22 protein-coding genes are annotated in these 26,157 nt (G+C 71.9%); 16 read left to right on the forward strand and 6 right to left on the reverse strand.

Annotated elements, in window-relative coordinates; all coding sequences use genetic code 11:
• Nucleotide 1: 1 nt before the first annotated feature.
• Complete coding sequence (locus tag AC0VYL_RS11385) at nucleotides 2-397, forward strand: Fur family transcriptional regulator (protein ID WP_475462607.1); 396 nt, start codon at nucleotides 2-4, stop codon at nucleotides 395-397.
• A 207-nt stretch (nucleotides 398-604) separates the two neighbouring features.
• Here the strand turns inward: AC0VYL_RS11385 and AC0VYL_RS11390 are convergent, their stop codons facing one another.
• On the reverse strand, nucleotides 605-1,471 hold the full coding sequence (locus AC0VYL_RS11390; protein ID WP_475483092.1) for a metallophosphoesterase family protein: 867 nt from the start codon (nucleotides 1,469-1,471) through the stop codon (nucleotides 605-607).
• A 461-nt stretch (nucleotides 1,472-1,932) separates the two neighbouring features.
• Between AC0VYL_RS11390 and AC0VYL_RS11395 the strand changes: the two genes are divergently transcribed.
• Nucleotides 1,933-5,358, forward strand: a complete 3,426-nt coding sequence (locus tag AC0VYL_RS11395; RefSeq protein WP_475483093.1) for a phosphodiester glycosidase family protein — start codon at nucleotides 1,933-1,935, stop codon at nucleotides 5,356-5,358.
• A 44-nt stretch (nucleotides 5,359-5,402) separates the two neighbouring features.
• Here AC0VYL_RS11395 and AC0VYL_RS11400 read toward each other — a convergent pair whose 3' ends face one another.
• Both AC0VYL_RS11400 and AC0VYL_RS11405 read right to left on the reverse strand, forming a co-directional pair.
• On the reverse strand, nucleotides 5,403-7,148 hold the full coding sequence (locus AC0VYL_RS11400) for a helix-hairpin-helix domain-containing protein (RefSeq protein ID WP_475483094.1): 1,746 nt from the start codon (nucleotides 7,146-7,148) through the stop codon (nucleotides 5,403-5,405).
• A gap of 82 nt (nucleotides 7,149-7,230) precedes the next feature.
• Nucleotides 7,231-7,737, reverse strand: a complete 507-nt coding sequence (locus AC0VYL_RS11405) for a MarR family winged helix-turn-helix transcriptional regulator (protein ID WP_475462610.1) — start codon at nucleotides 7,735-7,737, stop codon at nucleotides 7,231-7,233.
• Between the two features lie 88 nt (nucleotides 7,738-7,825).
• Between AC0VYL_RS11405 and AC0VYL_RS11410 the strand changes: the two genes are divergently transcribed.
• Complete coding sequence (locus tag AC0VYL_RS11410) at nucleotides 7,826-10,090, forward strand: LLM class flavin-dependent oxidoreductase (protein ID WP_475483095.1); 2,265 nt, start codon at nucleotides 7,826-7,828, stop codon at nucleotides 10,088-10,090.
• A gap of 25 nt (nucleotides 10,091-10,115) precedes the next feature.
• On the opposite strand, the gene AC0VYL_RS11415 is transcribed toward AC0VYL_RS11410, so the two are convergent.
• The gene (locus AC0VYL_RS11415; RefSeq protein ID WP_475462612.1) at nucleotides 10,116-11,069 is read right to left on the reverse strand and encodes an aldo/keto reductase; all 954 of its coding nucleotides are present in this window, start codon (nucleotides 11,067-11,069) and stop codon (nucleotides 10,116-10,118) included.
• A gap of 181 nt (nucleotides 11,070-11,250) precedes the next feature.
• On the opposite strand from AC0VYL_RS11415, the gene AC0VYL_RS11420 reads away from it, so the two are divergent.
• The 5 genes from AC0VYL_RS11420 (at nucleotide 11,251) to AC0VYL_RS11440 (ending at nucleotide 15,286) form a co-directional block, all read left to right on the forward strand.
• A complete protein-coding gene (locus AC0VYL_RS11420; protein WP_475462613.1) occupies nucleotides 11,251-12,090 on the forward strand; it encodes an undecaprenyl-diphosphate phosphatase in 840 nt (279 codons plus the stop codon).
• 109 nt (nucleotides 12,091-12,199) lie between these two features.
• Nucleotides 12,200-12,967: an MSMEG_4193 family putative phosphomutase gene (locus tag AC0VYL_RS11425; RefSeq protein ID WP_475483096.1), complete on the forward strand. Its 768-nt coding sequence runs from the start codon at nucleotides 12,200-12,202 to the stop codon at nucleotides 12,965-12,967.
• 48 nt (nucleotides 12,968-13,015) lie between these two features.
• Nucleotides 13,016-13,600, forward strand: a complete 585-nt coding sequence (locus AC0VYL_RS11430) for a DUF3090 domain-containing protein (protein ID WP_475462615.1) — start codon at nucleotides 13,016-13,018, stop codon at nucleotides 13,598-13,600.
• Nucleotides 13,601-13,608: 8 nt separating this feature from the next.
• A complete protein-coding gene (locus tag AC0VYL_RS11435) occupies nucleotides 13,609-14,403 on the forward strand; it encodes an SCO1664 family protein (RefSeq protein ID WP_475483097.1) in 795 nt (264 codons plus the stop codon).
• A 79-nt stretch (nucleotides 14,404-14,482) separates the two neighbouring features.
• A complete protein-coding gene (locus AC0VYL_RS11440) occupies nucleotides 14,483-15,286 on the forward strand; it encodes an HAD-IIA family hydrolase (RefSeq protein WP_475462617.1) in 804 nt (267 codons plus the stop codon).
• Between the two features lie 88 nt (nucleotides 15,287-15,374).
• On the opposite strand, the gene AC0VYL_RS11445 is transcribed toward AC0VYL_RS11440, so the two are convergent.
• The gene (locus AC0VYL_RS11445) at nucleotides 15,375-15,758 is read right to left on the reverse strand and encodes an RNA polymerase-binding protein RbpA (protein ID WP_017535724.1); all 384 of its coding nucleotides are present in this window, start codon (nucleotides 15,756-15,758) and stop codon (nucleotides 15,375-15,377) included.
• A 657-nt stretch (nucleotides 15,759-16,415) separates the two neighbouring features.
• On the opposite strand from AC0VYL_RS11445, the gene AC0VYL_RS11450 reads away from it, so the two are divergent.
• From AC0VYL_RS11450 to AC0VYL_RS11485, 8 genes are all read left to right on the forward strand, one after another.
• Nucleotides 16,416-17,768, forward strand: a complete 1,353-nt coding sequence (locus AC0VYL_RS11450; RefSeq protein WP_475483098.1) for an ATP-binding protein — start codon at nucleotides 16,416-16,418, stop codon at nucleotides 17,766-17,768.
• Entirely contained in the window at nucleotides 17,768-18,172 is a 405-nt protein-coding gene (locus tag AC0VYL_RS11455) for a roadblock/LC7 domain-containing protein (protein WP_475462619.1), read from the forward strand. Before AC0VYL_RS11450 ends, AC0VYL_RS11455 begins: the two co-directional genes overlap by 1 nt.
• Entirely contained in the window at nucleotides 18,169-18,525 is a 357-nt protein-coding gene (locus AC0VYL_RS11460; RefSeq protein ID WP_475483099.1) for a DUF742 domain-containing protein, read from the forward strand. The genes AC0VYL_RS11455 and AC0VYL_RS11460 overlap by 4 nt, the downstream gene beginning before the upstream one ends.
• Nucleotides 18,506-19,117, forward strand: a complete 612-nt coding sequence (locus AC0VYL_RS11465; RefSeq protein WP_475483100.1) for a GTP-binding protein — start codon at nucleotides 18,506-18,508, stop codon at nucleotides 19,115-19,117. The genes AC0VYL_RS11460 and AC0VYL_RS11465 overlap by 20 nt, the downstream gene beginning before the upstream one ends.
• Entirely contained in the window at nucleotides 19,117-20,334 is a 1,218-nt protein-coding gene (locus tag AC0VYL_RS11470) for a cytochrome P450 (RefSeq protein WP_475483101.1), read from the forward strand. The genes AC0VYL_RS11465 and AC0VYL_RS11470 overlap by 1 nt, the downstream gene beginning before the upstream one ends.
• Before the next feature lie 75 nt (nucleotides 20,335-20,409).
• Entirely contained in the window at nucleotides 20,410-21,660 is a 1,251-nt protein-coding gene (locus tag AC0VYL_RS11475; RefSeq protein WP_475483102.1) for a cytochrome P450 family protein, read from the forward strand.
• A gap of 117 nt (nucleotides 21,661-21,777) precedes the next feature.
• Entirely contained in the window at nucleotides 21,778-22,596 is an 819-nt protein-coding gene (locus tag AC0VYL_RS11480; protein WP_475462624.1) for an SAM-dependent methyltransferase, read from the forward strand.
• Between the two features lie 888 nt (nucleotides 22,597-23,484).
• Nucleotides 23,485-24,312, forward strand: coding sequence for an alpha/beta hydrolase family protein (locus AC0VYL_RS11485; protein ID WP_475483103.1), 828 nt, complete (start codon nucleotides 23,485-23,487; stop codon nucleotides 24,310-24,312).
• Nucleotides 24,313-24,488: 176 nt separating this feature from the next.
• Here AC0VYL_RS11485 and AC0VYL_RS11490 read toward each other — a convergent pair whose 3' ends face one another.
• Nucleotides 24,489-25,865 carry a nucleobase:cation symporter-2 family protein gene (locus AC0VYL_RS11490; protein WP_475483104.1) on the reverse strand — a complete coding sequence of 459 codons (1,377 nt, stop codon included), beginning with the start codon at nucleotides 25,863-25,865 and terminating at the stop codon, nucleotides 24,489-24,491.
• Between the last annotated feature and the right edge of the window lie 292 nt (nucleotides 25,866-26,157).

Here is a 26,157-nt window from a genome sequence, read left to right on the forward strand (position 1 = left end):
CATGGCCAACACACCCAAGTACCGGAAGGCCGTGCTCAGGGCTCTCGACGGCGGCAGCAGGTTCCTGAGCTGTCGTGAGATTCTCCGAGGCATCGAGCGGCAGACGGCACCGGCTTCCACCCCGCCCAGCCTGTCCACCGTCTACCGCACGGTCCACCGGATGTCGCAGGACGGTGAGCTGGACGTGATCCGGTCACCGGAAGGGGAACGCCTCTATCGACGGTGCGCCACATCCGTCCGCCACTACCACCTCTTCTGCCGTCTCTGCGGCGTGGTGGAGGAGATCACCCGGCTCGACGGGATCTCCGACGCGGTGAAGAGCGTCGGGCGGACGAGTGGCTTCGAGTACATCAACCACACCCTCGAACTCACCGGCGTGTGCCCGCGCTGCCGGTGAACCGGCGCTGGGCACGTCTCGGTCAGATCGTGCTACCAGGTCACATCACCGTCGGAGAACCGGCGGTCAACCAGGATTCCTTCGGGCTCGACCGTGGCCCACGCCTCGCCGAGCATGCCCCCGGATTCGGGCGATGAACGGTTCCGCGCGCACTCACGTCGGCGCCTCGTGGCCGGGCGCCGAGCTCACGGGCAGCGTGCGGTCCGGTCAGTCCTGTTCCGGCACCGGAAGGATCTGGACGGGCCACCTGCGGCGGTCTCCGAAGTGGCGCCACTCCCTCGGATAGCCCAGGGAGACCTCCCGGAAGGGGACGCCGTCGTGGACCGTCTGCCGGGGGATGTGCAGGTGACCGTAGACCACCGCGGTCACGTCGGGGCGCAGGTGCCACTTGGCGGTCCGCACGGTGCCGCACCACTGGGCGAACTCCGGGTAGCGCAGGACGTGGGTCGGGTCCTCGACCAGCGGGTAGTGGTTGACGAGGATCTTCGGGGTCTCCGTGTCGCACAGGGCGAGCCTGCGCTCGGACTCGCGCACGCGGGCCTCGCACCACGCCTCCCTGCTCGGATACGGGTCGGGGTGCAGCAGGAACTCGTCCGTGCACACCACGCCCTTCTCCTTCGCCAGGGCCAGCGAGCTCTCCTTGGAATCGGTGCCCGGCGCGAGGAACGAGTAGTCGTAGAGGAGGAAGAGCGGCACCACCTGGGCCGGGCCCCCGTCACCGGTCCAGACGGGGTAGGGGTCCTCCGGGGTGAGCACGCCGAGACGGCGGCACATGTCGACCAGGGCGCGGTACCTCGCCTCGCCTCGGAGCTGGTTCGGGTCGGACGGGTGGGTCCACAGCTCGTGGTTGCCCGGTACCCAGATCACGCGGGCGAAACGGCTGGCGAGTGTGCTGAGGGTCCGTTCGATGTCGGCGAAGACCTCACCGACGTCTCCGGCCACGATCAGCCAGTCTCCCTCGGTCGACGGCGTCAGCTGGTCGACGATGTCCCGGTTCTCGGGATGGGACACGTGGAGGTCGCTGACGGCAAACAACCGGGGGCTGTCGGAGGACCGGGGTGGAAGGGCTGGCACGGAAGACACGGGGAATCCTCACCTTCCTTTCGTCAGACGGCGCGCCGGGGCGGCGGAACAGGGGAACGCTATCGGACCCGGGATCGGTGCGGACGGGCCGCTCCGCGCCGGGGGCGACGGCGAATGATGGTCCCCGCCATTTCCCCTCGACCTCGGGCCGCTTCCGGCGCGTGTCCACGTCGCCCAGGTCCCTGCGGTGAATCGGTCGAAGGAAAGGGCGCCACCGGTCGGCCTGTTCGTGACGAACCGGCTGTTTCCAGGTGAAATCTGGGCACCCGGGGATTCCTTCGGTGGCGATGGCGGACGTGCCTTCACGCAGTTCACGTCATTGAACGGGGACCGTTTCCCAGGTGGGCGAACGGGCCACGACGCCGGTTCACCTCCTACACATCGGTTCGGCTGGCTGATAGGAAGTTCACGCACAGGGCTTCCTCGATCCCCCAGCCGCCCGGAGGCTTTCCATGAATCGCCGGTGGTCGATCCGTTCACGCGCGAGTGCCCTCGTGGCGGCGGGTTCCGTCCTGGTCCTCACCCTCACCCTCACCCCGGTCGCGGGTGCGGCCGACACCCGCGACGACCCCCAGAAGCACACCGGGTTCAGCGAGACCGTCGAGATCCCGCCGGACGGCTCGGTCGCGAGGGCCGACGACCCGGATCCTCGGTTGGAGACGTTCAACTCCGAGCGCCCGGTCGCCCCCGGGGTCACGCTGACCTCGTTCGACGCCTACGGGCCGGACGGGTACACGGGAACGCCCAACTGGCTCCAGGCCGACCTGCTGACCACGGACCTGACCGGCGGTGTCAGCGTCGACTACCTCTTCCCCGGCCAGGTGACCGGTCGGGAGGCCCTGAGCGCCCAGGCCGACCGGGCCGGTGCGGTCGCGGCGGTGAACGGCGACTTCTTCGACATCAACGCCTCCGGAGCGCCGCAGGGCGTGGGGGTCAGGTCCGGTGAGCTGATCCAGTCGCCCATGACCAACGACTACCGGGAGTCCTCCGCCGTCTTCACCCCCGACGGGCTCGGCTCGATCGGTGAGGTGTTCTTCGAGGGCACCATCGAGCTGCCCGACACCACCGCGTCGTTGGACGCGATCAACAAACCGGCGCTGGGCGCCGACGAGATCGCCGCGTTCACCCCGCTGTGGGGGTCCTACTGCCGGTGCCGGGTCGTCGAGGACACCTCGGACACGCGGGAGGTCGTCGTCACCGACGGGGTGGTCACCGAGGTCGTGGAGGAACCGCGCGGAGGTGACATCCCCGAGGACGCCTTCGTCCTGGTCGGTCGTGAGGCCGGTGCCCGGACCCTGGCCGACCTGGCGGTGGGCGATCCGGTCGCCGTCGACTACGACGCGCGCGCCAGCGGTGACCAGGAGATCCACGCCGCCCTGAACGGCCGCCAGATGCTCGTCGTCGACGGCGAGGTGCGGCGGGGTTCGGAGGGTGACAACACCCCGGGCGCGCCGCGCATGGCGATCGGCTTCTCCGAGGACGGCTCGCGGATGTACCTGCTCAGCGTCGACGGACGGCAGCCCTCGTTCGCGGCGGGTGTCGGCCTCGACGAGCTGGGCGAGATGATGGTCGAGGCCGGTGCGCACACCGCGGTCAACCTGGACGGCGGCGGCTCGGCCACCATGGTGGCGCGCACCCCGGGCGCCGACGGGGTGCGGGTGGAGAACCGGCCCTCGGACGGGGCGGAACGCCTCGTGCCCAACGGCCTGGGCCTGTTCGCCCCCGAGGGCAGCGGACGGGTCGACGGATTCTGGGTGGAGACCAGGACCACCCCCGAAAGCGCCGACGGCTCCGGCCACGTCGCACCCGCGCGCACGGACCGGGTGTTCCCCGGACTCACACGGACGCTCACGGCGGCGGGCCACGACGAGACCTACGGGCCCGCCGAGGCGGTGCCGAACTGGCGGTCCGACGACGGCCGGGTCGGCGTGGTGGACCGCGACGGCGTGTTCACCGCCCGTTCCGCCGGGACCGCCACCGTCACGGCCAGCAAGCTCCGCGCCCGGGGCGAGATCGAACTGACCGTCCTGGGCGAGCTGGCGAGGATCCGGACCACGCCCGAACGGCTGGGGTTGGCCGACGCGGAGGCCTCCGCCGTGCTCCAGGTGACCGGCTACGACGCGGACGGGTTCGCGGCGCCGATCGAGCCGGAGGACGTCGAGCTGACCATCGACGAGAGCGTCGCGCGGGTCTCGGTGACCGAGGACGGGCGCTTCGAGGTCCGGGCCGCCACCGAGAGCGGTTCCACGCTCGCCACCGTACGGGTCGGGGACGTCGAGACGACCATGGCGGTCACCGTGGGGCTGGAGGAGGTCGTCGTCGCGGACTTCGAGGACGCGGCCGACTGGTCGTACTTCGGTGAGCGCGCCGACGGCGACGTCGCCGTGGCCGAGGGCCGTCAGGGCAAGGGCGTGCGGCTCACCTACGACTTCACGGCCTCGACCGGAACCCGCACCGGCGGTGTCCTGCCCCCGGGGGAACGGGAGATCCCCGGTCAGCCGCAGGAGCTGCGCGCCTGGGTGCACTCCGAAGGCAACGGGGAGTGGGCCAGCCTCCAGGTCTGGGACGGAGCCGGGCAGCTGGTGCCCGCGCTGCGGGCCGGCCACCTCGACGAACCGGGGTGGCGGCAGCTGGTCTTCGAGGTCCCGCCGGGCACGCAGTACCCGCTGTCGCTCCGTCGCGTCTACTTCGCCGAGACCGAACCCGGCGCGAGCTACGAGGGGGACGTGGTCATCGACGAACTCACCGCCATGGTGCCGCCGTCGGTCGACGTGCCACCCGCCGACCCGGTGGTCGACCCGGTGGTGGCCCCCGGCGCGAAGGTGGCCGCGCAGGACTGGCGGTTCGCCGTCCTGTCGGACGCGCAGTTCGTCGCCCGGGATCCGGACAGCGAGATCGTCGCCTACACGCGGCGGGCGCTCCGGGAGATCCGCGCCAGCGACGCCGAGTTCCTCATCATCAACGGCGACTTCGTGGACGAGGCCGCGCCGGAGGACCTCGCGCTGGCCCGGAGGATCCTCGACGAGGAGCTGGAGGGGGAGCTGCCCTACTACTACGTGCCGGGCAACCACGAGGTCTCCGGGGGCACCCTGGACAACTTCCGGGAGGCGTTCGGTGACACCCACCAGGTGGTCGACCACCACGGCACGAGGTTCCTCCTCCTGGACACGGCGCGGCTCTCCTACCAGGCGAGCGACTGGTCCCAGCTGCGGCTGCTGCGGGATCAGCTGGACGCGGCGGCCGACGACCCCTCGGTGACGTCCGTCGTCGTCGCCCAGCACGTACCCCTCCGCGACCCGCTGCCCACCAAGGCGAGCGAGCTGGCGGACCGCAAGGAGGCGGCCACCGTCGAGAGCTGGTTGTCCGGCTTCCAGGCCGAGACCGGCAAGGGCGCGGCCTTCATCGGAGCGCACGTGGGGATGTTCCACGCGGACCGCGTGGACGGGGTGCCCTACGTCGTGAACGGCAACGTCGGCAAGAACCCCTCGGCCGGTCCCGCCGACGGCGGCTTCACCGGCTGGTCGCTGTGGGGCGTCAACACCGATGGAGAGGAGGACTGGGTGGTGACCGAGCTGCGGCCCCACGTGGACGGGCTGGAGCTGGACGCGCCCGCCTCGGTCGCCGTGGGGGAGCAGGCCGAGGTCACCGCGACGGTGGACAACGACGGCGCCCCGGTGCCGGTCGCCCCACCGGTCAGCGCCGACTGGTTCGGCTCCGACGACGTGCACATCGGATCGGCCGACGACGCCGGGGACGACCACGTCGCCGTGTTCGACCCGTCGATCGGACGGTTCACCGCCCTGGGGGAGGGGACCGTGGAGCTCGGTGTCACCGTGAACGGCGTCACCGAACAGGCCACCGTCGAACTCACGCCCTGACCGGTGGCATGGCGCGGCCCGGCGGATCCGGTCCGCGCCCTCGGTCAGCCGGCGCGGAGGATGAGGGCCAGACGGGTGGTGCGGTCCGGGGCGAGGGTCTCGCGCACGCCGGTCTCCAGGGCTCCCTCGGTGGCGTCGACCACGGACACGTGCCGGGTGGCCCTGGTCAGCGCCGTGTACGCCTGCGGGCGGGACACCGGGACCTGGGGCGGGAAGACCGCCACGACGGCGGGCCAGCGGCTGCCGTGGGCCACGGCCACGCTCACGGCCCAGCCCGGGCGCAGGGCGGCCGGGTCGGTGACGGTGACCCGGGTGCCGTCGGTCAGCTCGATCACGGCCCCCTCGGACACCTCACGCAGGTGACCGGTGTCGCCCGGGCCGTAGCCGGGGCCCTGCGCGGTGAGCACCACGCGGTCGCCCACGTCGAAGCCGCCGTGCGCCCCCGGGCCGGGGTTGAGGCGTTCCTTGCAGGCGGCGTTGAGCGCGCGGGCACCGGCCGGGCCGTCCTCGCGGCACGTGACCACCTGGACCTCGTCGGAGCCGATCCCCAGCGCCCGGGGGATGGAGTCGGTCACCAGCTGCGTGACGCGGTGGGCGGCCTCCTCACCGGAGGCGGCCGGGACCCGTACGACCTCGCGGTCGGGCGCCTCCACCTCGGGCCAGTCGCCCTCGGCGACCGCGCGGGCGAGCACGGCCACGGGGGAGGGCTCGGCGTCGTCGGCCACGACCGCCACGTGCGCGGTGCGTGAGGCGGCCACGTCCACCACCACGCGGCCGGGGGTGGCGGAGGGGGCCTGGTCGGGGTCGGCCAGCAGCACCAGGTGGGCGTCGTCCACGCAGGTCGACACCAGGTCGGCCATCCGGGCCACACCCAGGGACATCGACTCGCAGAGCACCACGATCCCCGCCGGGGAGGAGTCCCCGGACAGCAGGGAGGCCAGGGACCAAGCGCGCACGGGCGGCTCGCCCTCGCCCAGCAGCCGGTCCAGGTCCGCGTTGACGGCGGCCGCGGTGGGCGCGGTGGGGGTCACCACCGCGATCCCCACCTGGCTCTCCCGGGCGATCGCCGCCAGACAGAGCAGGGCCCGGGCGGTCTCGGCCTGGTCGCCGGGGCCGTGGTGCACCACCGTCACCGGGCGCATCGTGGCGGTGAGCAGCGCCTCCCGGGTGGTCTCGGAGATCGCGAGACCGTGCTCCGCGGTGGCGGCGGCCAGGGTCTCCGCGGCGGTCATCGGGTCCATGATCGGCTCGCTGCCGCCGATCAGCCGGAGGAGCTGCTCACCGAGCCGCTGTTCGGCGTGGCCGACGTCGTGCGGGGCGTAGTGGCGCTCGGGGTCGGGCAGGTCCGGTACCTCCGGGACACCGCCCTCCTCGAAGTCGAAGTCGTCGTCGGCCTCGTCGCCGCCCTCGAACAGCGCGATCTCCTCGGCGGCGACCGCGGCCTCCAGCGCGGAGCGGGGGTCGGCGATCCCGAGCTGGCCGACCACCGTGGTCAGCCGCTTCTCCTCGATCGCGGTGTGGCCCCGGCGGGCGGCGGTGCGCAGTGTGTGGCCGACCAGGGCGCCCAGGCGGCGGGGGTCGTCGGGGCGCGCGGCCCCGCCCAGGTGTTTGCGGGCGCAGTAGTCGGCCTGCTCGACGGTCACCTCGGGCAGACGCAGCAGCAGCCAGGGGTTGGCGTCCAGCTCGGCGGCGGGTTGGGGGCCCAGCGCGGACACCAGGCGCGGTGCCAGGGCGTGCGGCGCGCCCATCCGGTCAAGGACGGCTAGGACCTTCTCGACAGCCTCGGACACCGGTTCCCCTCGTCAGGTGGTTCGTGGACTCGGAGGGAGCCTACCGACTCGCGGCGACACGCGGTGTTCGCCGTCCACAGGCTCACGTGTCCCGGGTCACCTGGAGGACGGCGGCGCAGGGGTCGGTGTCGGGGGAGGCCTCCTGCACGGCGGTGGCGGCCCGCCCCGCGGCGGCACGGAAGAGCGCCCGGGTGTCGGCGTCCAGTCCGCCCAGCAGCCGTTCCTCCACGTGCTCGACCAGTTGGTCGGCCCTGGCCAGGACCTCGGCGCCGTGGTCGGTGGAGCACACCCTGCGCACCCGGCGGTCGGCCGGGTCGGCCCGGCGCCGGACCAGGTCGGCGGCCTCCAGGTCGTCGATGAGGTACGTCATCACGCTGCGGTCGATGAGCAGGCGTTCGGCCAGAGCCGCCTGGGTGGGGGCGTCTCCCCTGGAGGCGGCGGCCAGCACGTGGTAGCCGCGGCTGCCGTGCGGGAGGTCGTCGAGGGCCGCCTCCACGTGCTCGTGCCAGCGGCGCAGCAGCACGGCCAGGGACCAGCCCAGGTTGTGGTCCCCGGTGCCGGTGTCGGGCTCCGGCGTGGTGGGTGTCATGGCCCGAGATTACCAGGAATAGGTGTTGAGCCAGATAAGTTGGTCTGAACATCATTTGCCGCACAAACGATCCCCGGGAGACCAGGCCATGCCCGACTACGGACACCCCCTGGAGTTCGGCACCTTCCTCACGCCGACCGCCCAGGACCCCGACCGCGTGGTCGGGCTCGCGGAGCTCACCGAAGCCGCCGGGCTGGACCTGGCCACCTTCCAGGACCACCCCTACAACCCGGACTTCCTCGACACCTGGACCCTGCTGAGCTGGGTCGCCGCCCGCACCGAACGCCTCCGTGTCTCCGGAAACGTGGTCAACCTGCCCCTGCGTCCGCCCGCCGTCCTGGCCCGCGCCGCCGCCAGCCTCGACCGCCTCTCCCAGGGCCGCTTCGAGCTGGGCCTCGGCGCCGGGGGCTTCTGGGACGCCATCCACGCCATGGGCGGCGGACGCCGCACCCCCGGCCAGTCCGTGGACGCCCTCTCCGAGGCGATCGACCTCATCCGCGCGGTGTGGGACACCGACGCCCGCGGCGGGGTGCGCCTCCAGGGTGAGCACTACTCCGTCCACGGCATGAAGCGCGGCCCCGAGCCCGCCCACGACATCGGGATCTGGCTGGGCGCCTACAAGCCCCGCATACTCCGCCTGGTCGGCGCCAAGGCCGACGGCTGGCTGCCCAGCCTCGGCTACGTCCAGCCCGAGGACCTGCCCGGGCTCAACGCGACCATCGACGACTCCGCGCGCGAACACGGCCGCGACCCGCGGCAGATCCGCCGTCTGATCAACCTGACGGGCGCCGCGTTCTCCCCGGTCGGCGGCGGCTTCCTCCAGGGGCCGCCCGAACAGTGGGTCGAACAGCTGCTGCCCCTGGCCCTGGAACACGGGTTCGCCACGTTCGTGCTGCCCACCGACGATCCGCGCACCATCGACACCTTCGGACAGGAGGTGGCCCCCGCCCTGCGCGAGGCGGTCGAACGCGCACGCGCCACCGCCGGGACCCCCACCGGACCGGTCCGCCCCGCCGCCGCCCTCACCGCCCGCCGCACCGGCATCGACTACGACGCCGTCCCGCACGCCCTGCGCGACACGGCGGTCGAACCCGGCGACAAGGGGTACGCGAAGGTCCGGCACGGGTACATGCAGCGGGGCCGCCCCGGGCTCGTGCTCCGCCCCACCGAGCCCGACCAGGTGGCCGAGGCCCTGGCCTACGCCCTCGAACAGGACGCGCCGCTCAACGTACGCAGCGGCGGACACGGCATCAGCGGCCGCTCCACCAACGACGGCGGCGTGGTCGTCGACCTCGGCCGGATGAACGAGGTGGAGGTCCTGGACGCCGGTTCCGGCCTCGTCCGGCTCGGCGCGGGCGCCCGCTGGGGCGAGGTCGGCTCGGTCCTGCACCAGCACGGCCTGGCGATCAGCTCCGGCGACCACGGGGGAGTGGGGGTCGGCGGGCTCGCCACCACCGGGGGCCTCGGGTACATGTCCCGCGCCCACGGGCTGACCATCGACCGCCTCACCGCGGTCGAGCTGGTCACCGCAGGCGGCGACCTGCTGAGGGTGGACGCCGAGCACCACCCCGACCTCTTCTGGGCGGTGCGCGGCGCCGGGGCCAACTTCGGCGCGGTCACCTCCGTGGAGGCGGTCGCGGCACCGGTCCGGGACGTCGTCCTCGGCCAGTTCGCCTACGACGCCTCGGACACGGCGGCCTTCCTCCGCACCTGGGGCGAGGTGGCCGAGTCCGCGCCGCGCGAGGTCACCGCCTTCCTCACCCTGGGACAGGCCCGGGGCGGCCAGGGACCCGTGGCACAGGCCATGGTCGTGTTCGCCGGGGACGACACCGACGCGGCCGTCCAGGCCCTGGAACCCTTCCTCAAGGTCGGCCCGGTCCTGGACCAGCGCGCGCAGGTCGCCCCCTATCCGGCGGTCCTGGTCGGGCACGCCGGTCCCCACGAGGGCGGCGGGACACCGGTCGCCCGATCGGCGCTGCTGGAGCACGTCACCGACGAGTCCGCCGAGGCCATGGCCCGGGCGCTCGCCACGGGCGACGCCTACTTCATGCAGCTGCGCCAGGTCGGCGGGGCGGTCAACGACGTCGCGGCCGACGCCACCGCCTACCCGCACCGCTCGGCCCAGTTCTCCCTGGCCGCCATGGGGCGCCGTGCCGAACCCCTCGACCGCCGCTGGGCGGAGCTGGGTGAGGCGGCGCGGGGGCTCTACCTGAGCTTCGACACGCGCACCGGCCCCGAGGTCCTGGCCCAGGCGTTCCCCGAACCGGCGCTGGGACGCCTGCGGGCGCTCAAGGCCGTGTACGACCCGGACCACGTCTTCGACCAGAACTTCCCGATCCCGCCCGGTTCCTGAGCCCGGGCGCGGCGGGCCCGGGCCCTCAGCGCTCGGGTCCGGCGGTGGCGTCGTCCAGGGCGTCGCGGATCTTCGGCGGAAGGCGCACGCTCTCCACGGACAGGATCTCCTCCAGCTGGGAGAGCGTACGCGGACCCACCACGGCGGAGGCCACCCCGTCCTGGTCGCGGGCCCAGCTCAGCGCCACCGCGAGCGGCGACACCCCCAACCCCTCGGCGGCCGTGCACACCGACTCCACCACCCTGCGGCTGCGGTCGTCGAGGTAGGGCTCCACATAGGGCGCCATGTGCGGGAAGGCGGCGCGCGAGTCCGCCGGGACCCCGTTGCGGTACTTCGCGCTGAGCACGCCCCGACCCAGCGGGGACCAGGCGATCACGTGCGCCTCGCTGGCCGCCGCGGCCGGGCGCAGCGCGTGGTCGGCGCCCCGGTTGAGCAGTGAGTACTCCGTACCCGCGCTCACCAGCGGCACCCGTCCGGGCTGGGCGCGCTGCCAGGTCGCCAACGTGGCGAACTGCCAGGCCTTGAGGTCGCCCGTGCCCACGTAGCGGGCCTTGCCCGAGGTGACCGCCGTCTCCATCGCGGACAGCGTCTCCTCGGGAGGCGTACGCGGGTCGAACACGTGCAGCTGCCACAGGTCCACGTAGTCCGTCTGGAGGCGCCGCAGCGAGGCGTCCAGCGACGCCAGGAGGTGGCGCCGGGAACCGTCCACCGGCCGGTACGCCTCCGGCGTGTGCCCGCTCTTGGTGGCCACCACCACGTCCTCGCGGCGCACCGTCCCGCGCAGGAGCCGCCCGAGGATCCGCTCGCTCTGGCCGCCCGTGTAGATGTCCGCCGTGTCCACGAGCGTGCCACCCGCGTTCACGAAGGCGGTGAGCTGCTGCCCGGCCTCCTCCTCAGAGGTGTCGTTTCCCCAGCTCATCGTGCCGAGGGCGGTACGAGACACCCAGAGCCCTGATCTGCCCACCTGTCGCTGTTCCATGCGGCGGAGATTACCGTGTTCATCGGAAGTAGGCCCTGGGTACATCTTCGCTGCGTACTGTCGGTGAGGGCCGGACCAGCGCCGACGCGTCCTCTCGTCACGCGGGCCGTCCGGGCCGTCACCCCATCTGGTTCGTGTCCGTGCCCCCGAGGCTCGGACCCGTCACGAAAGTCCGTACCGAGTGTCCATCTTCGAGGCGGTCGTTCTCGGCCTCATCCAAGGACTCACCGAGTTCCTGCCCGTATCCTCAAGCGCCCACCTGCGCGTCTTCGCGGCCTTCTTCGGCTGGTCCGACCCGGGTGCGGCCTTCACCGCCGTCAGCCAGATCGGCACCGAACTCGCGGTGGTCGTGTACTTCCGCAAACGGGTGTGGGCGATCATCTCCGTGTGGTGCAGATCCCTGGTCGACCGGGACCTGCGCGGCGACGTCAACGCCCGCATGGGCTGGTACATCATCCTCGCGACCATCCCCATCGGTGTCCTGGGCCTGCTCTTCGAGGACCAGATCGACGGTGTCTTCCGCGACCTGCGCCTCATCGCCCTCACCCTGATCCTCTTCGGCCTCCTCCTGGGCGCCGTCGACCACTTCGCCCGCAAGCAGAACGAGCTGGAGGACCTCACCCTCGGCCGGGGCGTGACCTTCGGTCTGTTCCAGACCCTCGCGCTGATCCCCGGTGTCTCCCGTTCGGGCGCCACCATCACCGGCGGCCGCCTGCTCGGCTTCTCCCGACCGGCCGCGGCCGAGTTCGCGTTCCTGCTCGCCATGCCCGCCGTGTTCGCCTCGGGCCTGTACAAGATGCTCGACATCGGCGGCAACGAGTACGCGGGCTGGGGCGCCACGATCGTCGGCACCCTGGTCGCCTTCGTGATCGGCTACGTGGTCATCGCCTGGCTGATGAAGTTCATCACCACGCACAGCTTCATGCCGTTCGTGTACTACCGCATCGCCCTGGGCGTGCTCATCATCGTGCTGGTCACCACCGGGGCCCTCTCCCCGCAGGGCGGAGCCGGGGTCGGATAGCCGCTCCCGTCCGCCCGCGTTCCGGGCGTCCCAGGACGTTCCGCACCCCGGGGCGGGCCACCGGCCACGGTGGCCCGCCCCGAGGGTCGGGGCGACCTACCCTGGTGCCATGGCCACACCCGCAGACACCCCAGCCGACGCCCCCGCGCCCGAGGCGATCACCCTCCTGCTCGTCCGGCACGGCATGACCGACGCCACCGGGCCGCGACTGGCCGGCCGCGCGTCCGGCGTCCACCTCAACGACGTGGGCCGCGACCAGGCCTCCCGCCTGGCCGATCGACTGGCGGGGCTGGCCCCCGCCGCGCTCGTGTCCAGCCCGCTCGAACGCTGCCAGGAGACGTCCGAGGCCATCGCGGAGCGCCTGGGCACCTCCGTCACCACGGACGACAGGTTCGTCGAGTGCGACTACGGGAGCTGGACCGGCCGCTCCCTCACCGAACTGGCCGCCGAACCCCTGTGGCGGGTGGTCCAGGACCACCCCAGCGCGGCCCGCTTCCCCGGCGGGGAGGCCCTGGCCACGACCTCCGCCCGCGCCGTGGAGGCGGTCCGGGACTGGAACGGCCGACTGCTCGAACAGGCCCCGCCCGGCTCCGCCCCTCCCGTGTACGTCGTGTGCGGCCACGGCGACGTGATCAAGGCGATCGTCGCCGACGCCCTGGGCATGCACCTCGACCTCTTCCAGCGCCTGCGCGTGGACCCGTGCTCGGTCACCTCCATCACCTACACGCGGACCCGGCCCTTCCTGAACAAGCTCAACGACACCGGGGAGCCCCTGGCCGGGGCCCTGCCCACGGCGGCGGAGACCCGGGGCGACGCGGCCGTCGGCGGCGGAGCGGGACAGACGGCCGGGACCGAGGACGGGACGCCCCGCCCCTGACCGTGGGCGTATCGCACCGTGTCACCGTCATCCCTTAGGGTGCTACCCATGCCCGTCTTTCAGTTCAATCCGCCGGAACGGTTCGTCGCCGGGACCGTCGGCCAGCCTGGGGACCGCACCTTCTTCCTCCAGGCCGTCGGTGAGGGTCGCATCACCAGCGTCGCGCTGGAGAAGTCCCAGGTGGAGGCCCTGGCCACCCGTATCGAGGAGTTGCTGGAAGAGGTGCACCGCCGCTTCGGAGCGCCGCCGGACGACGTCGCCCCGCCCGAGGACGACGGCCCGCTGGAACAGCCCATCGAGCAGGACTTCCGCGTGGGCACCCTCGCACTGGCCTGGGACGCCGAAGTGGCCCGGGTCATCATCGAGGCCCAGGAGATCGACGAGACCGCCACCGAGGAGCTGGTCGAGGACGACGAAGAGGAGGAGCTGGAGGTCTTCGCGGAGGAGGCACCCGCCCACCGCGACGTCCTGCGCGTCTACCTCAGCCCCGGCGAGGCGCGCGCCTTCGCCGGACGCGCCCTGAAGGTCGTCTCCGCCGGGCGCCCCGACTGCCCGCTCTGCGGACGTCCGCTCGACCCCAACGGCCACATCTGCGCGCGCCAGAACGGCTACCGCCCGGACCGTCTCGTCTGAGGCACCTCGTGGACGACGACACCTGCGGCTCCCCGACCGCCGAACCACCGCCGACGGTGACCACGGCGGCCTTCGGCGGGCTCACCCCGGACGGGGGGCTGGACCTCCTGCGCCGGGGGGAGATCACCGTGGAGGGGCGCCTGACGGCGGCCTCCAACGCCACCCTGTACTGCACGGTCTCCGACGGTGCCCGTTCGGCCGTGTGCGTGTACAAGCCGGTGGCGGGGGAGCGGCCCCTGTGGGACTTCCCCGACGGCACGCTCGCCGGTCGTGAGGTGTCGGCCTACGCGGTCTCCGAGGCGCTCGGCTGGTCCGTGGTGCCGCCCACCGTCCACCGCGACGGCCCCTACGGCGAGGGCATGGTCCAGCTGTGGGTGCACGGCGACACCACCGTCGACCTCGTCGCGCTCTCCCGGGAGACCGAGCACCCGGGGCTGCGCCGGATGGCCGTCCTGGACGCGGTGATCAACAACTCCGACCGCAAGATCGGCCACCTGCTGCCCACGCCCGAGGGGCACCTGTACGGCTGCGACCACGGGGTGTCCTTCGCGGAGGACTACAAACTGCGCACGGTCCTGTGGCAGTGGCAGGGGCAGCCCCTCACCGACGAGGCACTGATCTCCCTGGCCTCCCTGCGCACCCGGCTGCGCGCCCCGGACGACCCGCTCAGCGCCACTCTGGCCTCCCACCTGACCGGACCCGAGGCCTACGCGGTGCGCGAACGCGTGGACCTGCTCATCCACCACGGCATCCACCCCTACCCGGCCCCCGACTGGCCCTCCGTCCCCTGGCCGCCCGTGTGACCGGTGTGAGCAGTCTCAACTGCCCAACACGCGGATACCGGTCGGTAGGAATGGCGCCTTAGTGGTCCGTACCTGCACAATGGGGCACGTGAGCAACGAGTGGAACTACCTTTTCGACATGGACGGCGTGCTCGTACGCGAGGAGCACCTGATCCCGGGAGCGGACACGCTCATCGCGGAGCTGCGCGAGCAGGGGACCCCGTTCATGGTGTTGACGAACAACTCCATCTACACCCCCCGCGACCTGAGGGCGCGACTGCTCAACACCGGGCTGGACATCCCCGAGGAGTCCATCTGGACCTCCGCGCTGGCCACGGCCCAGTTCCTCCAGACCCAGCGCCCCGGCGGCTCGGCCTACGTGGTCGGTGAGTCGGGTCTGACCACCGCCCTGCACAACGTGGGCTACGTGATGACGGAGCGCGACCCGGACTACGTGGTGCTGGGGGAGACCCGCACCTACAGCTTCGAGGCCATCACGCGGGCGATCCGACTGGTGCGCAACGGCGCCCGGTTCATCGCCACCAACCCCGACGAGACCGGGCCCAGCGCCGAGGGCCCGCTGCCCGCGACCGGCGCGGTCGCCGCGCTGATCGAGAAGGCCACCGGCCGCCGCCCCTACTTCGTGGGCAAGCCGAACCCCCTCATGATGCGTTCGGCGCTGCGCCGGATCGGCGCGCACTCGGAGAACACCCTCATGGTCGGTGACCGCATGGACACCGACGTCCTCAGCGGCCTGGAGGCCGGCCTCCAGACCGTCCTGGTGCTCACGGGCATCTCCGGCCGCGACACCGCCGACCAGTTCCCCTACCGGCCCACCCGGGTGCTCGGGTCGGTCAAGGAGCTCGTGGGCCACACCCAGGACCCCTTCGGCACCGAGGCCTGACCGGACCCGGACACGACGACGGGGGCGGTGGACCATGTCCACCGCCCCCGTATCCGTCGTGGGGCAGGCCGTCGGGCCGTCCCAGGGGTCAGGCGCTCTGCCGCTGCTTGGCGATCTCCTCGACCTTCGCCGCCTCTTCGCGGCGACGGGCGCGGAGCAGTTCCAGCCGCTCGGCGAGAACCTCCTCCAGATCCTCCATGCTGCGGCGTTCCAGCAGCATGTCCCAGTGGGTGCGGACCGGTTTGGTGTTCTTGGGTTCCTCGCCGCCGCCGTCACGGCGCAGTGCGCGGTCGCCGCAGAAACGGCATTCCCATTCGGCGGGGATTTCGGCCTCGGTCGCGAAGGTGACCGAGAAGCGGTGACCCCGGGTACAGTCGTAGGTGACTTCCTGCCGGGGAGCCAGGTCGGTGTTGCGGTCGTTCTCGTAGCTCGTCGCCCCGAGCCGTGTGCCGCGAAGTGCTCGCTCGGCCATCGTGTGGGTGCCTCCAGGCGCTTGTGCGGTCTCGCGGGGTGTAACGCGTCGGTCCACGTCAAGATTCCCCACTGACCTGAGGTCGAACCTCCCGGGCGGACGCGGGAGCCCGCCCGCGCCACGAGGGCCCGCCTCACCGAGCCCCTCCGGTGGTTGTGACCTGCACCACTCTAGGGGTCCGGGTGTCGAAGTCCGCGCACCCACCCCGACACACCCGACCCCCGCCTCCGGGCCCGTGGCCCGCGACCCCTCCGTGCGGTACCCGGTCCGGTGTGGTCCGAGGTTCCCGAGGTCGGGGACGCGGATATTCGGGCGGGTCCGTATTCGCACGTCGGCGCGGTTAGAGGAAAGGCGCCCGGGGATTCGGTCGGCGTTCCCCCGGGATTCTCCGGGCGGTCGCTTCGCACTCCGGTCCGGTGATGTATCGCCCCCCGTGCGGTATCGCTGGCTTTGTCTGATAACTCCGGTAATTGTCATTGTTCTGACATGGGAGACAGTTGAGTCAAGTGGTATCTTTGCTCGCTGTGTGAACAAAGGGCAGGTTGAGGGCCTTGCGACCGCCTATGTAACACAACAGTGCACGTGGGCCGAGGATGCCCGTTCGGCGTGCCCTTCGGCGTGTACAAAGAGTGAGGACGTGTCCGGACATGGAGCACCATGACTGACCAGACCCCCCGTCCCGACGGAGCGCCGCCCCAGGGGTCGACCACCCCGCGCTGGCTGCTCGTCCTGGTACCGGCCCTGCCCGCCTGGGGGTGGGCGCTCTGGGCGGCCCGGCCCGACGGGTGGGCCCCGGTCCTGACCGCCGGAGGGATCGCGCTCCTGCTGATCCTCGTCCTGGCGCTCCTCCTGGGACGCCGCGACCGCGAGGCCGCCGAGCTGCGGGCCCGCGTCGAACGGGCCCACGCCGAGACCGCGGCGCTCTCCACCCGGCTCCTGCCCCGGATGGTCGAGCGGCTGCGCGCCGGTGACTCCGCCGACACCGTCCTGCACCGGATGCCCGAGGTGGCGGACCCCGCGATCTCCGCCGCCCTTCGGAGCGTGGCCACCGAGATCTCCGCCTCCGAGCGCCGCCGCTCCGCCGCCATGGCCGCGTGCGCGACGGCCGCCGGACGTGTCCAGGCGCTGTCCACCACCATGCTCGCCGACCTGCGCCGCATGCAGGAGCGCCACGGCGACGGCGACGCCGGGGCCGACGTCCTCGGTGACCTCATGCAGCTGGACCACACCACCGCGCAGACCGGGCGGGTCGCCGACAGCATCGCGATCCTCACCGGCGCGCGGTCGGGCCGCCGCTGGGGCCGGGCCATCCCCATGGAGAGCGTCCTGCGCGGCGCCATGGGCCGCATCGGCGCCTACCAGCGCGTGCGCACCCACAGCGTCACCAACCTGGCGGTCGCCGGGTTCGCCGCCGAGGGCGTCATCCACGCCCTGGCCGAGATCCTCGACAACGCGGCCAAGTTCTCCCCGCCCACCGCCGAGGTCCACGTCCACGTGGAGGAGGTCCAGGCCGGGATCGCCGTCATGGTCGAGGACGGCGGCCTCGTCATGGGTGAGGAGGCACTGCGCCGGGCCCGCGCCGCGGTGAGCGACGGCCTCGACATCACCACCATCTCCGGGACCCGCCTGGGACTGTCGGTCGTGGGCCGCATCGCCCAGCGCTACGGTCTCGAAGTCTCCTTCCGCTCCTCCTCCAGGGGCGGCACCGCCGTGGTCCTGCTCCTGCCGCAGCGCATCGTCAAACCGCTGCCCGCCAGCGTCCCCGCACAGCCGATCACCGTTCCCGAGCCCTCCTCCCGCGAGACGGCGGCCCCTTCCGCCGACACGGCCCCCGCCCCCAGGGCGGACAGCGGACTGCCCATGCGCCGCCGGGGCCGGTCCCTCGCGGCGGCGGAACGCAACCGGCCCGCCCCCAAGGAGGCCGGCCCCCGCACCCCGTCCCAGGGGTTCGGCGCGTTCCGCTCCGCCGTGCGCGGCCAGGAGACGACCGACTCACCGAAGGAAACATGATGGACCTCAAGACGCTGACCTGGCTGCTCGAAGGCCTGCTGGAGCGCACCCCCGGCACCCGACACGCTCTCGTGCTCTCCCGGGACGGCCTCAAGCTGTGCCACACCGCCGGGTTGGGCAACGACAGCGCCGACCACCTGGCCGCGATCGCGGCCGGGGTGCAGAGCCTGGCGCACAGCGCCTCGGTGGAGTTCGGTGACGGCCGCGGCGGGGTCCGGCAGGCGATGGCCGAGTTCTACGGCGGCCTCCTCTTCATCGTCGAGGCGGGGCACGGCACCCACCTGGCGGTCATCACCAACGGTGAGGCCGAGCCCGGGCTGGTCGGCCACAACATGAACGAACTGGTCGAGCAGATGGGCGAGCACCTCACCACGCCGTCCCGAGTCGGAGCCGAAGCGGAGTGAGCCCGTACCGACGGGAGAGCCCCGACCGGCTCTACATCATCACCTCGGGCCGCAGCCGTGGCGCCGACGACTCCCTGGACGCCGTCGCCCTCATCGTCGCGGAGAGCGCGCCGGTCCCCGGCATGCAGTCCGAACACGCCGCCATCCTGCGCCTGTGCGTGAGCCCCATGGCGGTGGTGGAGGTCGCGGCCCACCTGCGCCTGCCCGTGGCGGTCACGCGGATCCTGCTCACCGACCTCCTTGACACCGGCCGGGTCACCGCCCGCCACCCGGCCCCGGCGCCCTCACCGGCGCACCCCCTCGCCTCCCCGGACGTGTTGGAGAAGGTGCTCGTTGCACTCCACAACCTCTGAACCCGCTCGCACCGACCAGCCGGTCACCCCGCTGGCCGACAGCACCGAACAGGCCCTGAAGATCGCCGTGGTCGGCGGCTTCGGGGTCGGCAAGACCACCATGGTCAGCTCCGTCAGCGAGATCCGCCCGCTGACCACCGAGGAGACCATGACGCGCGCCGGGGCGGGCATCGACGACCTGGAAGGGGTCGAGGGCAAGCGCACCACCACCGTGGCCTTCGACTTCGGCCGCATCACCCTCGACGCCACCTCGGTCCTCTACCTGTTCGGAGCGCCCGGCCAGGAGCGCTTCTGGTTCCTGTGGGACCGGCTGTTCACCGGCGCACTGGGCGCGGTCGTCCTGGTCGACACCCGGCGCCTGGAGGACTGCTTCTACGCGATCGACCGCCTGGAGGACCAGGGCACGCCCTTCGTGGTGGCGCACAACGACTTCGGTGCGTCCGAGCACTCCCTGGAGGACGTGCGCACCGCCCTGGATCTGGACCCGCGCATCCCCCTGCTCCGCTGCGACGCCCGCGAGCGCGACTCGGCCAAGAAGGTGCTCATCGCCCTGGTGGAACACGTGCGTTCCCTGATCACGGAAGGTGCCTGATGACCGGCTGCCCCGTCCAGCTGTACGGCCCCGAGTTCCAGTCCGACCCGGGCGGCCTCTACGAGAGGATGCGGGCCGAACACGGGCCGGTCGTCCCCGTACGCATGGAGGGCGACGTCCCCGCGTGGCTGGTCGTCGGCTACCGGGAACTGCACCAGGTCATGAACGACACGACGACGTTCGCGCGCAGCTCCAGCCGCTGGAACTCCTGGCACCTGGTCCCCGCCGACTGGCCGATGCTGCCCATGGTGATCGAGTTGCCGTCGGTGCTCTACTCCGAGGGCGCCGAGCACCGCCGCCGCACCGGCGCGCTCAGCGACGCCCTGTCCGGTACCGACCTGCACGAGCTGCGCACCACCACCGCGCGGATGGCCGACCGGCTCATCGACGCCTTCTGTTCCACCGACGGCACGGAACTGCGCACCTCCTACACGGCGCGGCTGCCCGCCCTCGTGCTCAGCTGGATGTACGGGCTGGACGACCCGCGCGGCGACCGCCTCGCCGACGACATGAACACCATGATCGACGGGGGCCCCGACGCCATGGTCGCCCAGCAGGCGCTGATGGCCGCCATGGGGGAGCTCGTGGCGGAGCGCCGCGCCAGGCCCGGGCCGGACGTCGTCTCCCGGCTGCTCGGCCACCCCGCCGCGTACAGCGACGAGGAGGCGATCCCCGAGCTCATCGTCCTGCTGGGCGGCGGCAACCAGCCGACGGCCGAGTGGCTGGGCAACGCGCTGCGGCTGATGTTCACCGACGACCGCTTCGGCGCGTCCATCGCCGGTGCGCGCAACAGCGTGCAGGAGGCCCTCAACGAGGTCCTGTGGGAGGACACCCCCACCCAGATCCACGCGGGACGCTTCGCCGCGCACGACGTGGAGCTGGGAGGCCAGGTCATCCGCCAGGGGGACATGGTGCTTCTCGGGATCTCGGGCGCCAACCGGGACCCCCTCGTGCGCTCCACCGCGGGCCGGATCGGTGACCGCGGCAGCCAGGCCCACCTGTCGTTCTCGCACGGACCACACCAGTGCCCCTACCCGGCGCGGGAGATCGCGGAGATCATCGCCGTCACCGGCGTCGAGGTGCTGGTGGACCGGCTCCCCGACATCGAACTGGCCGTCCCCGCCGAGGAGCTGCGCTGGCGCCCCTCGCCGTGGGTGCGGGGGGTCGCCTCCCTGCCCGTGACCTTCACCCCGACCGATCCCTACGGGGGCCACTGACGGCTCCCGGCCCTCGTGTGCCCCGATCCCCGCGTCCTCCCCACCATCCCCCGAACCGACCCGAGGAGTGCACCGATGCCCTGTCCCGTTCAGCATGGAACCGACGCAACCGTCACCCTGGACCCCTACGTCACGAACCTGCGCGCCGAACGCGAGATTCTCCACGCCGCCGGTCCGGTCACCCGCGTGGAGCTGCCCGACGGGGTGACCGCCTGGGCCGTCACCCGCCACGAGGCCGCCCGCGCGGCGCTCACCGACCCGCGCCTGGTGAAGGACATCGCTCACTGGGACGACTACCAGCAGGGCCGGATCCCCGCGACGTGGCCGCTGATGAGCACCATCCCGCCCACCCCGACCAACCTCCTGGGCACCGACGGCGCCGAGCACAAGCGCCTGCGCCTGCTCACCGCCAAGGCGTTCTCGGCCCGGCGGGTGGAGCGCCTGCGTCCCCGTGTCCACGACCTGACGGTCCAGCTCCTGGACGCTCTGGAGGCCGGGGCGCACGAGCCGCTGGACCTCAAGGACGAGTTCGCCTTCAAACTGCCGATGAGCGTGATCGGTGAGCTCTACGGCGTGGACGCGGCCGAGCACGGCTACCTGCGCGACATGTACGTGAAGTTCTTCAGCGCGGTCACCGGCCCCGAGGAGTTCCTGGAGACCTACGCGACCCTGGAGCGCTACTACGAGGGCATGATCGCGGCCAAGCGCGCCAACCCGGGCGACGACCTGACCACCGAACTCCTCAACACCGGGGAGGACGGCGACGCGCTCACCGACCTGGAGGTGCGCGGAACCCTCCAGGTGGTCGTGGCGGCCGGGCACGAGACCACCGTCAACCTGCTGTGCAACGCCGTGCGCGCCCTGCTGGCCCACCCCGAGCAGTTCGACCTGGTCAAGGAGGGCAGGGTCGGCTGGGACGCGGTCGTGGAGGAGACCCTGCGCTTCGACCCGCCCACCTCCAACATGGTCTTCCGGTTCGCCACCGAGGACGTGGAGCTCGGCGGTCGGACCATCCGCAAGGGCGAGGCCCTGATGACCTCCTACGGCGCGATCAGCCGCGACCGCGACGAGCACGGCGAGGAGCCGCACCCGGACACCTTCGACCTGACCCGGGAGAAGGGGCGCCACATGTCCTTCGGGTACGGGCCGCACGTGTGCCCGGGCTCCCACCTGGCCCGCATGGAGGGGCAGATCGCCCTCCCGCTGCTGTTCGAGCGCTTCCCCGACCTGCGGCTCGCCGTCCCGGACGAGAAGCTGGAGAACCACCCCTCCATCGTGGTCAACAGCCTCAAGGAGCTGCCGGTCCTGCTGCGTCCGAGGGACTAGGCGGAGTCTCCCGGGGCGCTCCGGAACGGAGCGGCCCCGGGTCGGTCACGGCGGCCGGGGCACCGGACACACTGGCTAGCCTGAGACCCGTCCGCCCCCCACACCGACGGGATCCCCATGGCCAACGACCACACGCGTGCCACCCCCTCGCGACTCCGACTGGACACCACCGTCCCCCAGTCGGCCCGCGTCTGGAACTACTGGTTGGGAGGGAAGGACAACTACCCGCCCGACCGGGCCGTCGGGGACGAGATCCGCCGTACCAACCCCCACATCGTGGAGATCGCCGTCGCCGCCCGCGCGTTCCTGGTCCGCGCGGTCACCCACCTCACCCGCGACGTCGGGGTCCGCCAGTTCCTTGACGTCGGTACCGGCCTGCCCACCGCGAACAACACCCACGAGGTGGCCCAGGCGATCGCGCCCGAGTCACGCATCGTCTACACCGACCACGACCCGCTCGTGCTGGCCCACGCCCGCGCCCTGCTCGTGGGCACCCCCGAGGGCGCCACCGACTACGTCGACGCCGACCTGCGCGAACCGGAGCACATCCTGCGGGAGGCCCGCAGGACCCTCGACTTCGACCAGCCCGTCGCCCTGATGCTCATGGGGATCGTCGGCCACATCACCGACGACGACGAGGCGTACGCGCTCGTCCGCCGACTCGTGGAGGCGCTGCCCTCCGGCAGTTACCTCGTGCTGTACGACGACACCAACGTGATCCACACCGAGACGATGGACGCGATGGTGCGGCACTGGAACGAGAGCGGCCAGAACCCGCGCGTGAACCGCACCCCGGAGAGGATCGCGCGGTTCTTCGAGGGGCTGGACCTGCTGGAGCCGGGTGTGGTGTCGGTGACCCGCTGGCGCCCCAACGAGGTCGAGGTGGGCCAGGTCGTCGAGGTGGACGACTTCTGCGGGGTGGCCCGTAAGCCCTGACCACGCTTGAAACGGGAACCGGGGTCCCGACACGTGTCGAGACCCCGGTCGTGTGGCCGTGGCGGCGTCCGATGGCACCTCGCGAGGTTCTCGGGGGCCGGGGGTCGTCCTCCGTCACACGGTGAAGAGATCGGTATCCGTACCTCAAGGGATGGTCCATGCTGTCCGCTGGAGGCCGGTCACGAACGCGGTGAGGAACGAGGACCGTAGGTGGAGAACGAGTCGCGGGTCGCCAGCCGGGTCCGGCCGGAGGCGGTGAGCTGGGTTGGTCTGGGGCTGGTCTGCGGCGGAATCCTGCTCGCGGCCATCGACGTGGTGCGGTTCCCCCTCATGGAAGAGAGGTTGACGACTCCCGACGGCGGCCTCTGGTGGTTGTCGGCCGTGTTCCAGCCGACGGAACACGGTCGCCGATGCTTTCCCGACCACACCCGCCCCGGTACCCAGCGGTGTCAGCGAGGTCGCTTGGGAGTGGGAGGCACCGCAGGGCGTGTCCGCGCAAGGCGTGGAACCGGGAGTGGTGCAATCCCTGGGGATCGGTGGTCGCTCCGGCCCTGACGCGTGTGATGGGCCAAAAACGGTCATCGATCCCTTTGGAGGCCCAGATCGCGAGCTGTCACGACCAGGATGATGCATCGCGTTCGGTAGGACGCGGTCACTTGTGGCAATGAACAGAATGCTCGCGACACGAGGCTGATGGAAGTCGTATCACCCCAGAGGAAGGTCGCGTTTCACAAGAGCGGTGGGACCGGCGCGAATCCGAACGAGGCGTGACAGGGCGGTGAGGACGCCGAGGCCCTGGCCCTCTGCCCGCAGCAGAAAGGGCGTCCGCGCCCGGCCGACCTCCCCTACGGTGAGGCGATCCAACCCCGAGAAGCCGTAGGAGTGCGTATGGACGCGATCACCGGTACAGCCGCAGGTGTGCCCTTCACGGCCCTCCCGCCGTCCGGGACGGGCGACGGCCCCGCGCGGTTGATCGTGACCTGGCACATGCTGGACGCGCCCCGCACCGACGCGGCCTTCGCGGCGGCACTGCCCATGGCCGGTGTCCCTTCCTGGCGGGTCCACCTGGGTATGCCGCTGTGCGGTCCGCGGATGCTCGGGGGCAGTCTCGACAGACACGTCGAACTCGCTCGCGAGGACATCCTGTTGGCGTACTTCGGCCCGATCATCCGCCAGGCCGTGGAGGAGTTCCCGGCCGCGCTGGCCGAGCTGCGCCGTCAGCTACCGGTGGACGACCAGCCCATCGGTGTCCTCGGCGCTTCGCTCGGCGGGGCGGTGGCGCTTCAGGTCCTCACGGCCCCGCCGACTCCGATCGGGGCGGTCGCGCTCGTCAATCCGGCCGTGCGGGTGAGTACTGGCGTCGAACTCCTCGCCGCCGGGCTCGGCCAGCCCTACGGTTGGACCGCCGATTCCCGTAGGGCGGCCGAGGGTCTGGACTTCGTCGCCCGCGCCGGAGAGCTGAGCGGGGAGCCACCACTGTTGCTGGTCAGCGGCGAGCACGACCACCCGACGTTGCGTGAGGACGCTTCTTCCCTGGTCAGGGAACTTCGTGGACGGTACGCGCGTCCGGAGGAGGTCGAGCTGACGACGGTGCCGGGCCTGGCCCACCCGCTGGCCGAGGAGCCTGGGCTCGCACCGGTTCCCCAGTCGCCCGAGGCGGTGGCGGTCGATGGGGTTCTCACCCGGTGGTTCGTCCGGCGGTTCGCGACGCGGTGAGCAGCGGTCGGTAGGCGTTCCCAGGGCCGTGGTGAGGCATGTTGGTGCCGCGCGACCGGAAGCCTGCCCGCGCGAAGCGCGGGCAGGCTTGGACGACAGCTGTCGCCGCCGTGTGCCGGTGCCCCGTCGGGTCGACGCGGTTCCATCCGGACCCGGGGCCCGTATTGGGAAGCGGCTCAGTCCACGGGAGCGGAATCGGCCCGCTCCGGACGGTCCCTGCCGCCCAGGACGTTGAAGACCACGTTGAGCACCAGCGCGGATGCGGTGGCGGTGACGATGCCCGAGTGCAGGATCATCGTGGCCCACGTCGGGAAGGTCGCGAAGAAGTCGGGCGCGACGATCGACAGGATGCCGAAGCCCAGCGACACGGCCACGATGACCAGGTTCTGGTTGTCCTCGTAGTCCACCTTGCCGAGGGTCTGGATCCCGGCGGCCGCCACCGAGCCGAACAGCACCAGACCGGCGCCGCCCAGGACGGGCGAGGGGATCATCGCGACGACCCGGCCCAGGATCGGGAAGAGGCCCATCACGAGCAGCAGGACGGCGCCGGCGGCCACCACGTAGCGGCTACGCACCTTGTTGAGGGCGATCAGGCCGATGTTCTGGCTGAACGTGCTCCCAGGGAAGGAGTTGAACAGCGGTCCGACGACCGCCGTCGCGGCGTCGGCGCGCAGGCCGTCGGCCAGGCGGCGTCCGTCCACCTTGCTGCCCACGACCGCGCTGACCGCGAGGATGTCGGCCATGCCCTCGGACAGGATCACGATCATCATGACGCACATCGTGATGATCGCCGCGACCTGGAACTCGGGGGCGCCGAAGTGGAACGGCGTGGGCAGGGAGAACACCGGCCCCTGGCCCACCGCGCCGAAGTCGACCTCGCCCAGGACGGCGGCGAACAGGGTGCCCAGCACCATGCCGAGGAGGATGGAGGCCCGGCCCCACACGCCGCGCAGGACCCGGGACAGCACCAGGATGATGAGCAGGGTTCCCCCGCCCAACAGCAGGTTCGTGTCGGAGGGCGTTCCGGTCTCGCTGTTGTCGGTGATCCAGCCGATCGCGACGGGAACCAGGGAGAGGCCGACGACGGTGATCACGCTGCCGGTGACCACCGGGGGGAAGAAGCGGATCAGACTGGCCATCACCGGAGCGATGAGGATGCCGAAGAGCCCGGCGACGATCGAGGCGCCGAAGACGGCGGGCAGGCCACTGGACTCACCGATCGCGGTCATCGCGGTGATCGGGATGAACGAGGCGCCGATCACCAGCGGCATGCGCATGCCGAACCGCCACACGCCCAGTGTCTGGACCAGCGTCATCAGACCGGCGACCAACAGGGCCGCGCTGATGATCAGGCCGGTCTCCACCGGGTCCAGGCCCACGGCGGCGGCCATGATGAGCGGCGGGGTCACGACCCCGGCGTACAGGGCGAGGATGTGCTGGACGCCGTAGGTGACCAGGAACCGCAGGGGCGGACGCTCGTCCTCGGGCCGCTCGGTGGCGGCGGGGGTCCGGTCTTCGGACACCGTGTCCGAGCCGCCCTTGGGGAACTTCATCGTGGTGGGGCCTTCCGGTGTGGATCGATCGCGCACCAAATCATCGGATGATCCGAATTGACATGCAAATTCGGGGGGTTCGACTGGAGGAAGACACAAAAGCGGACGGCGCGGGCGTGATCACCACGCGTCATGAGGGCTGGAGCGGGCGTTGCCGGACGGGATACCCGTCCGGGCCCCGCACCGCCCTGCCCGACGGCCTTCCAGGGCGGATCGGGGTTCCGGGAGACGCGTCGGGGCCCGGTCGCGGACACCTCCACGACCGGGCCCCGACGTGACGAAGAACGCCCTC

It is taken from the genome of Nocardiopsis sp. iso_238, assembly GCF_056173325.1.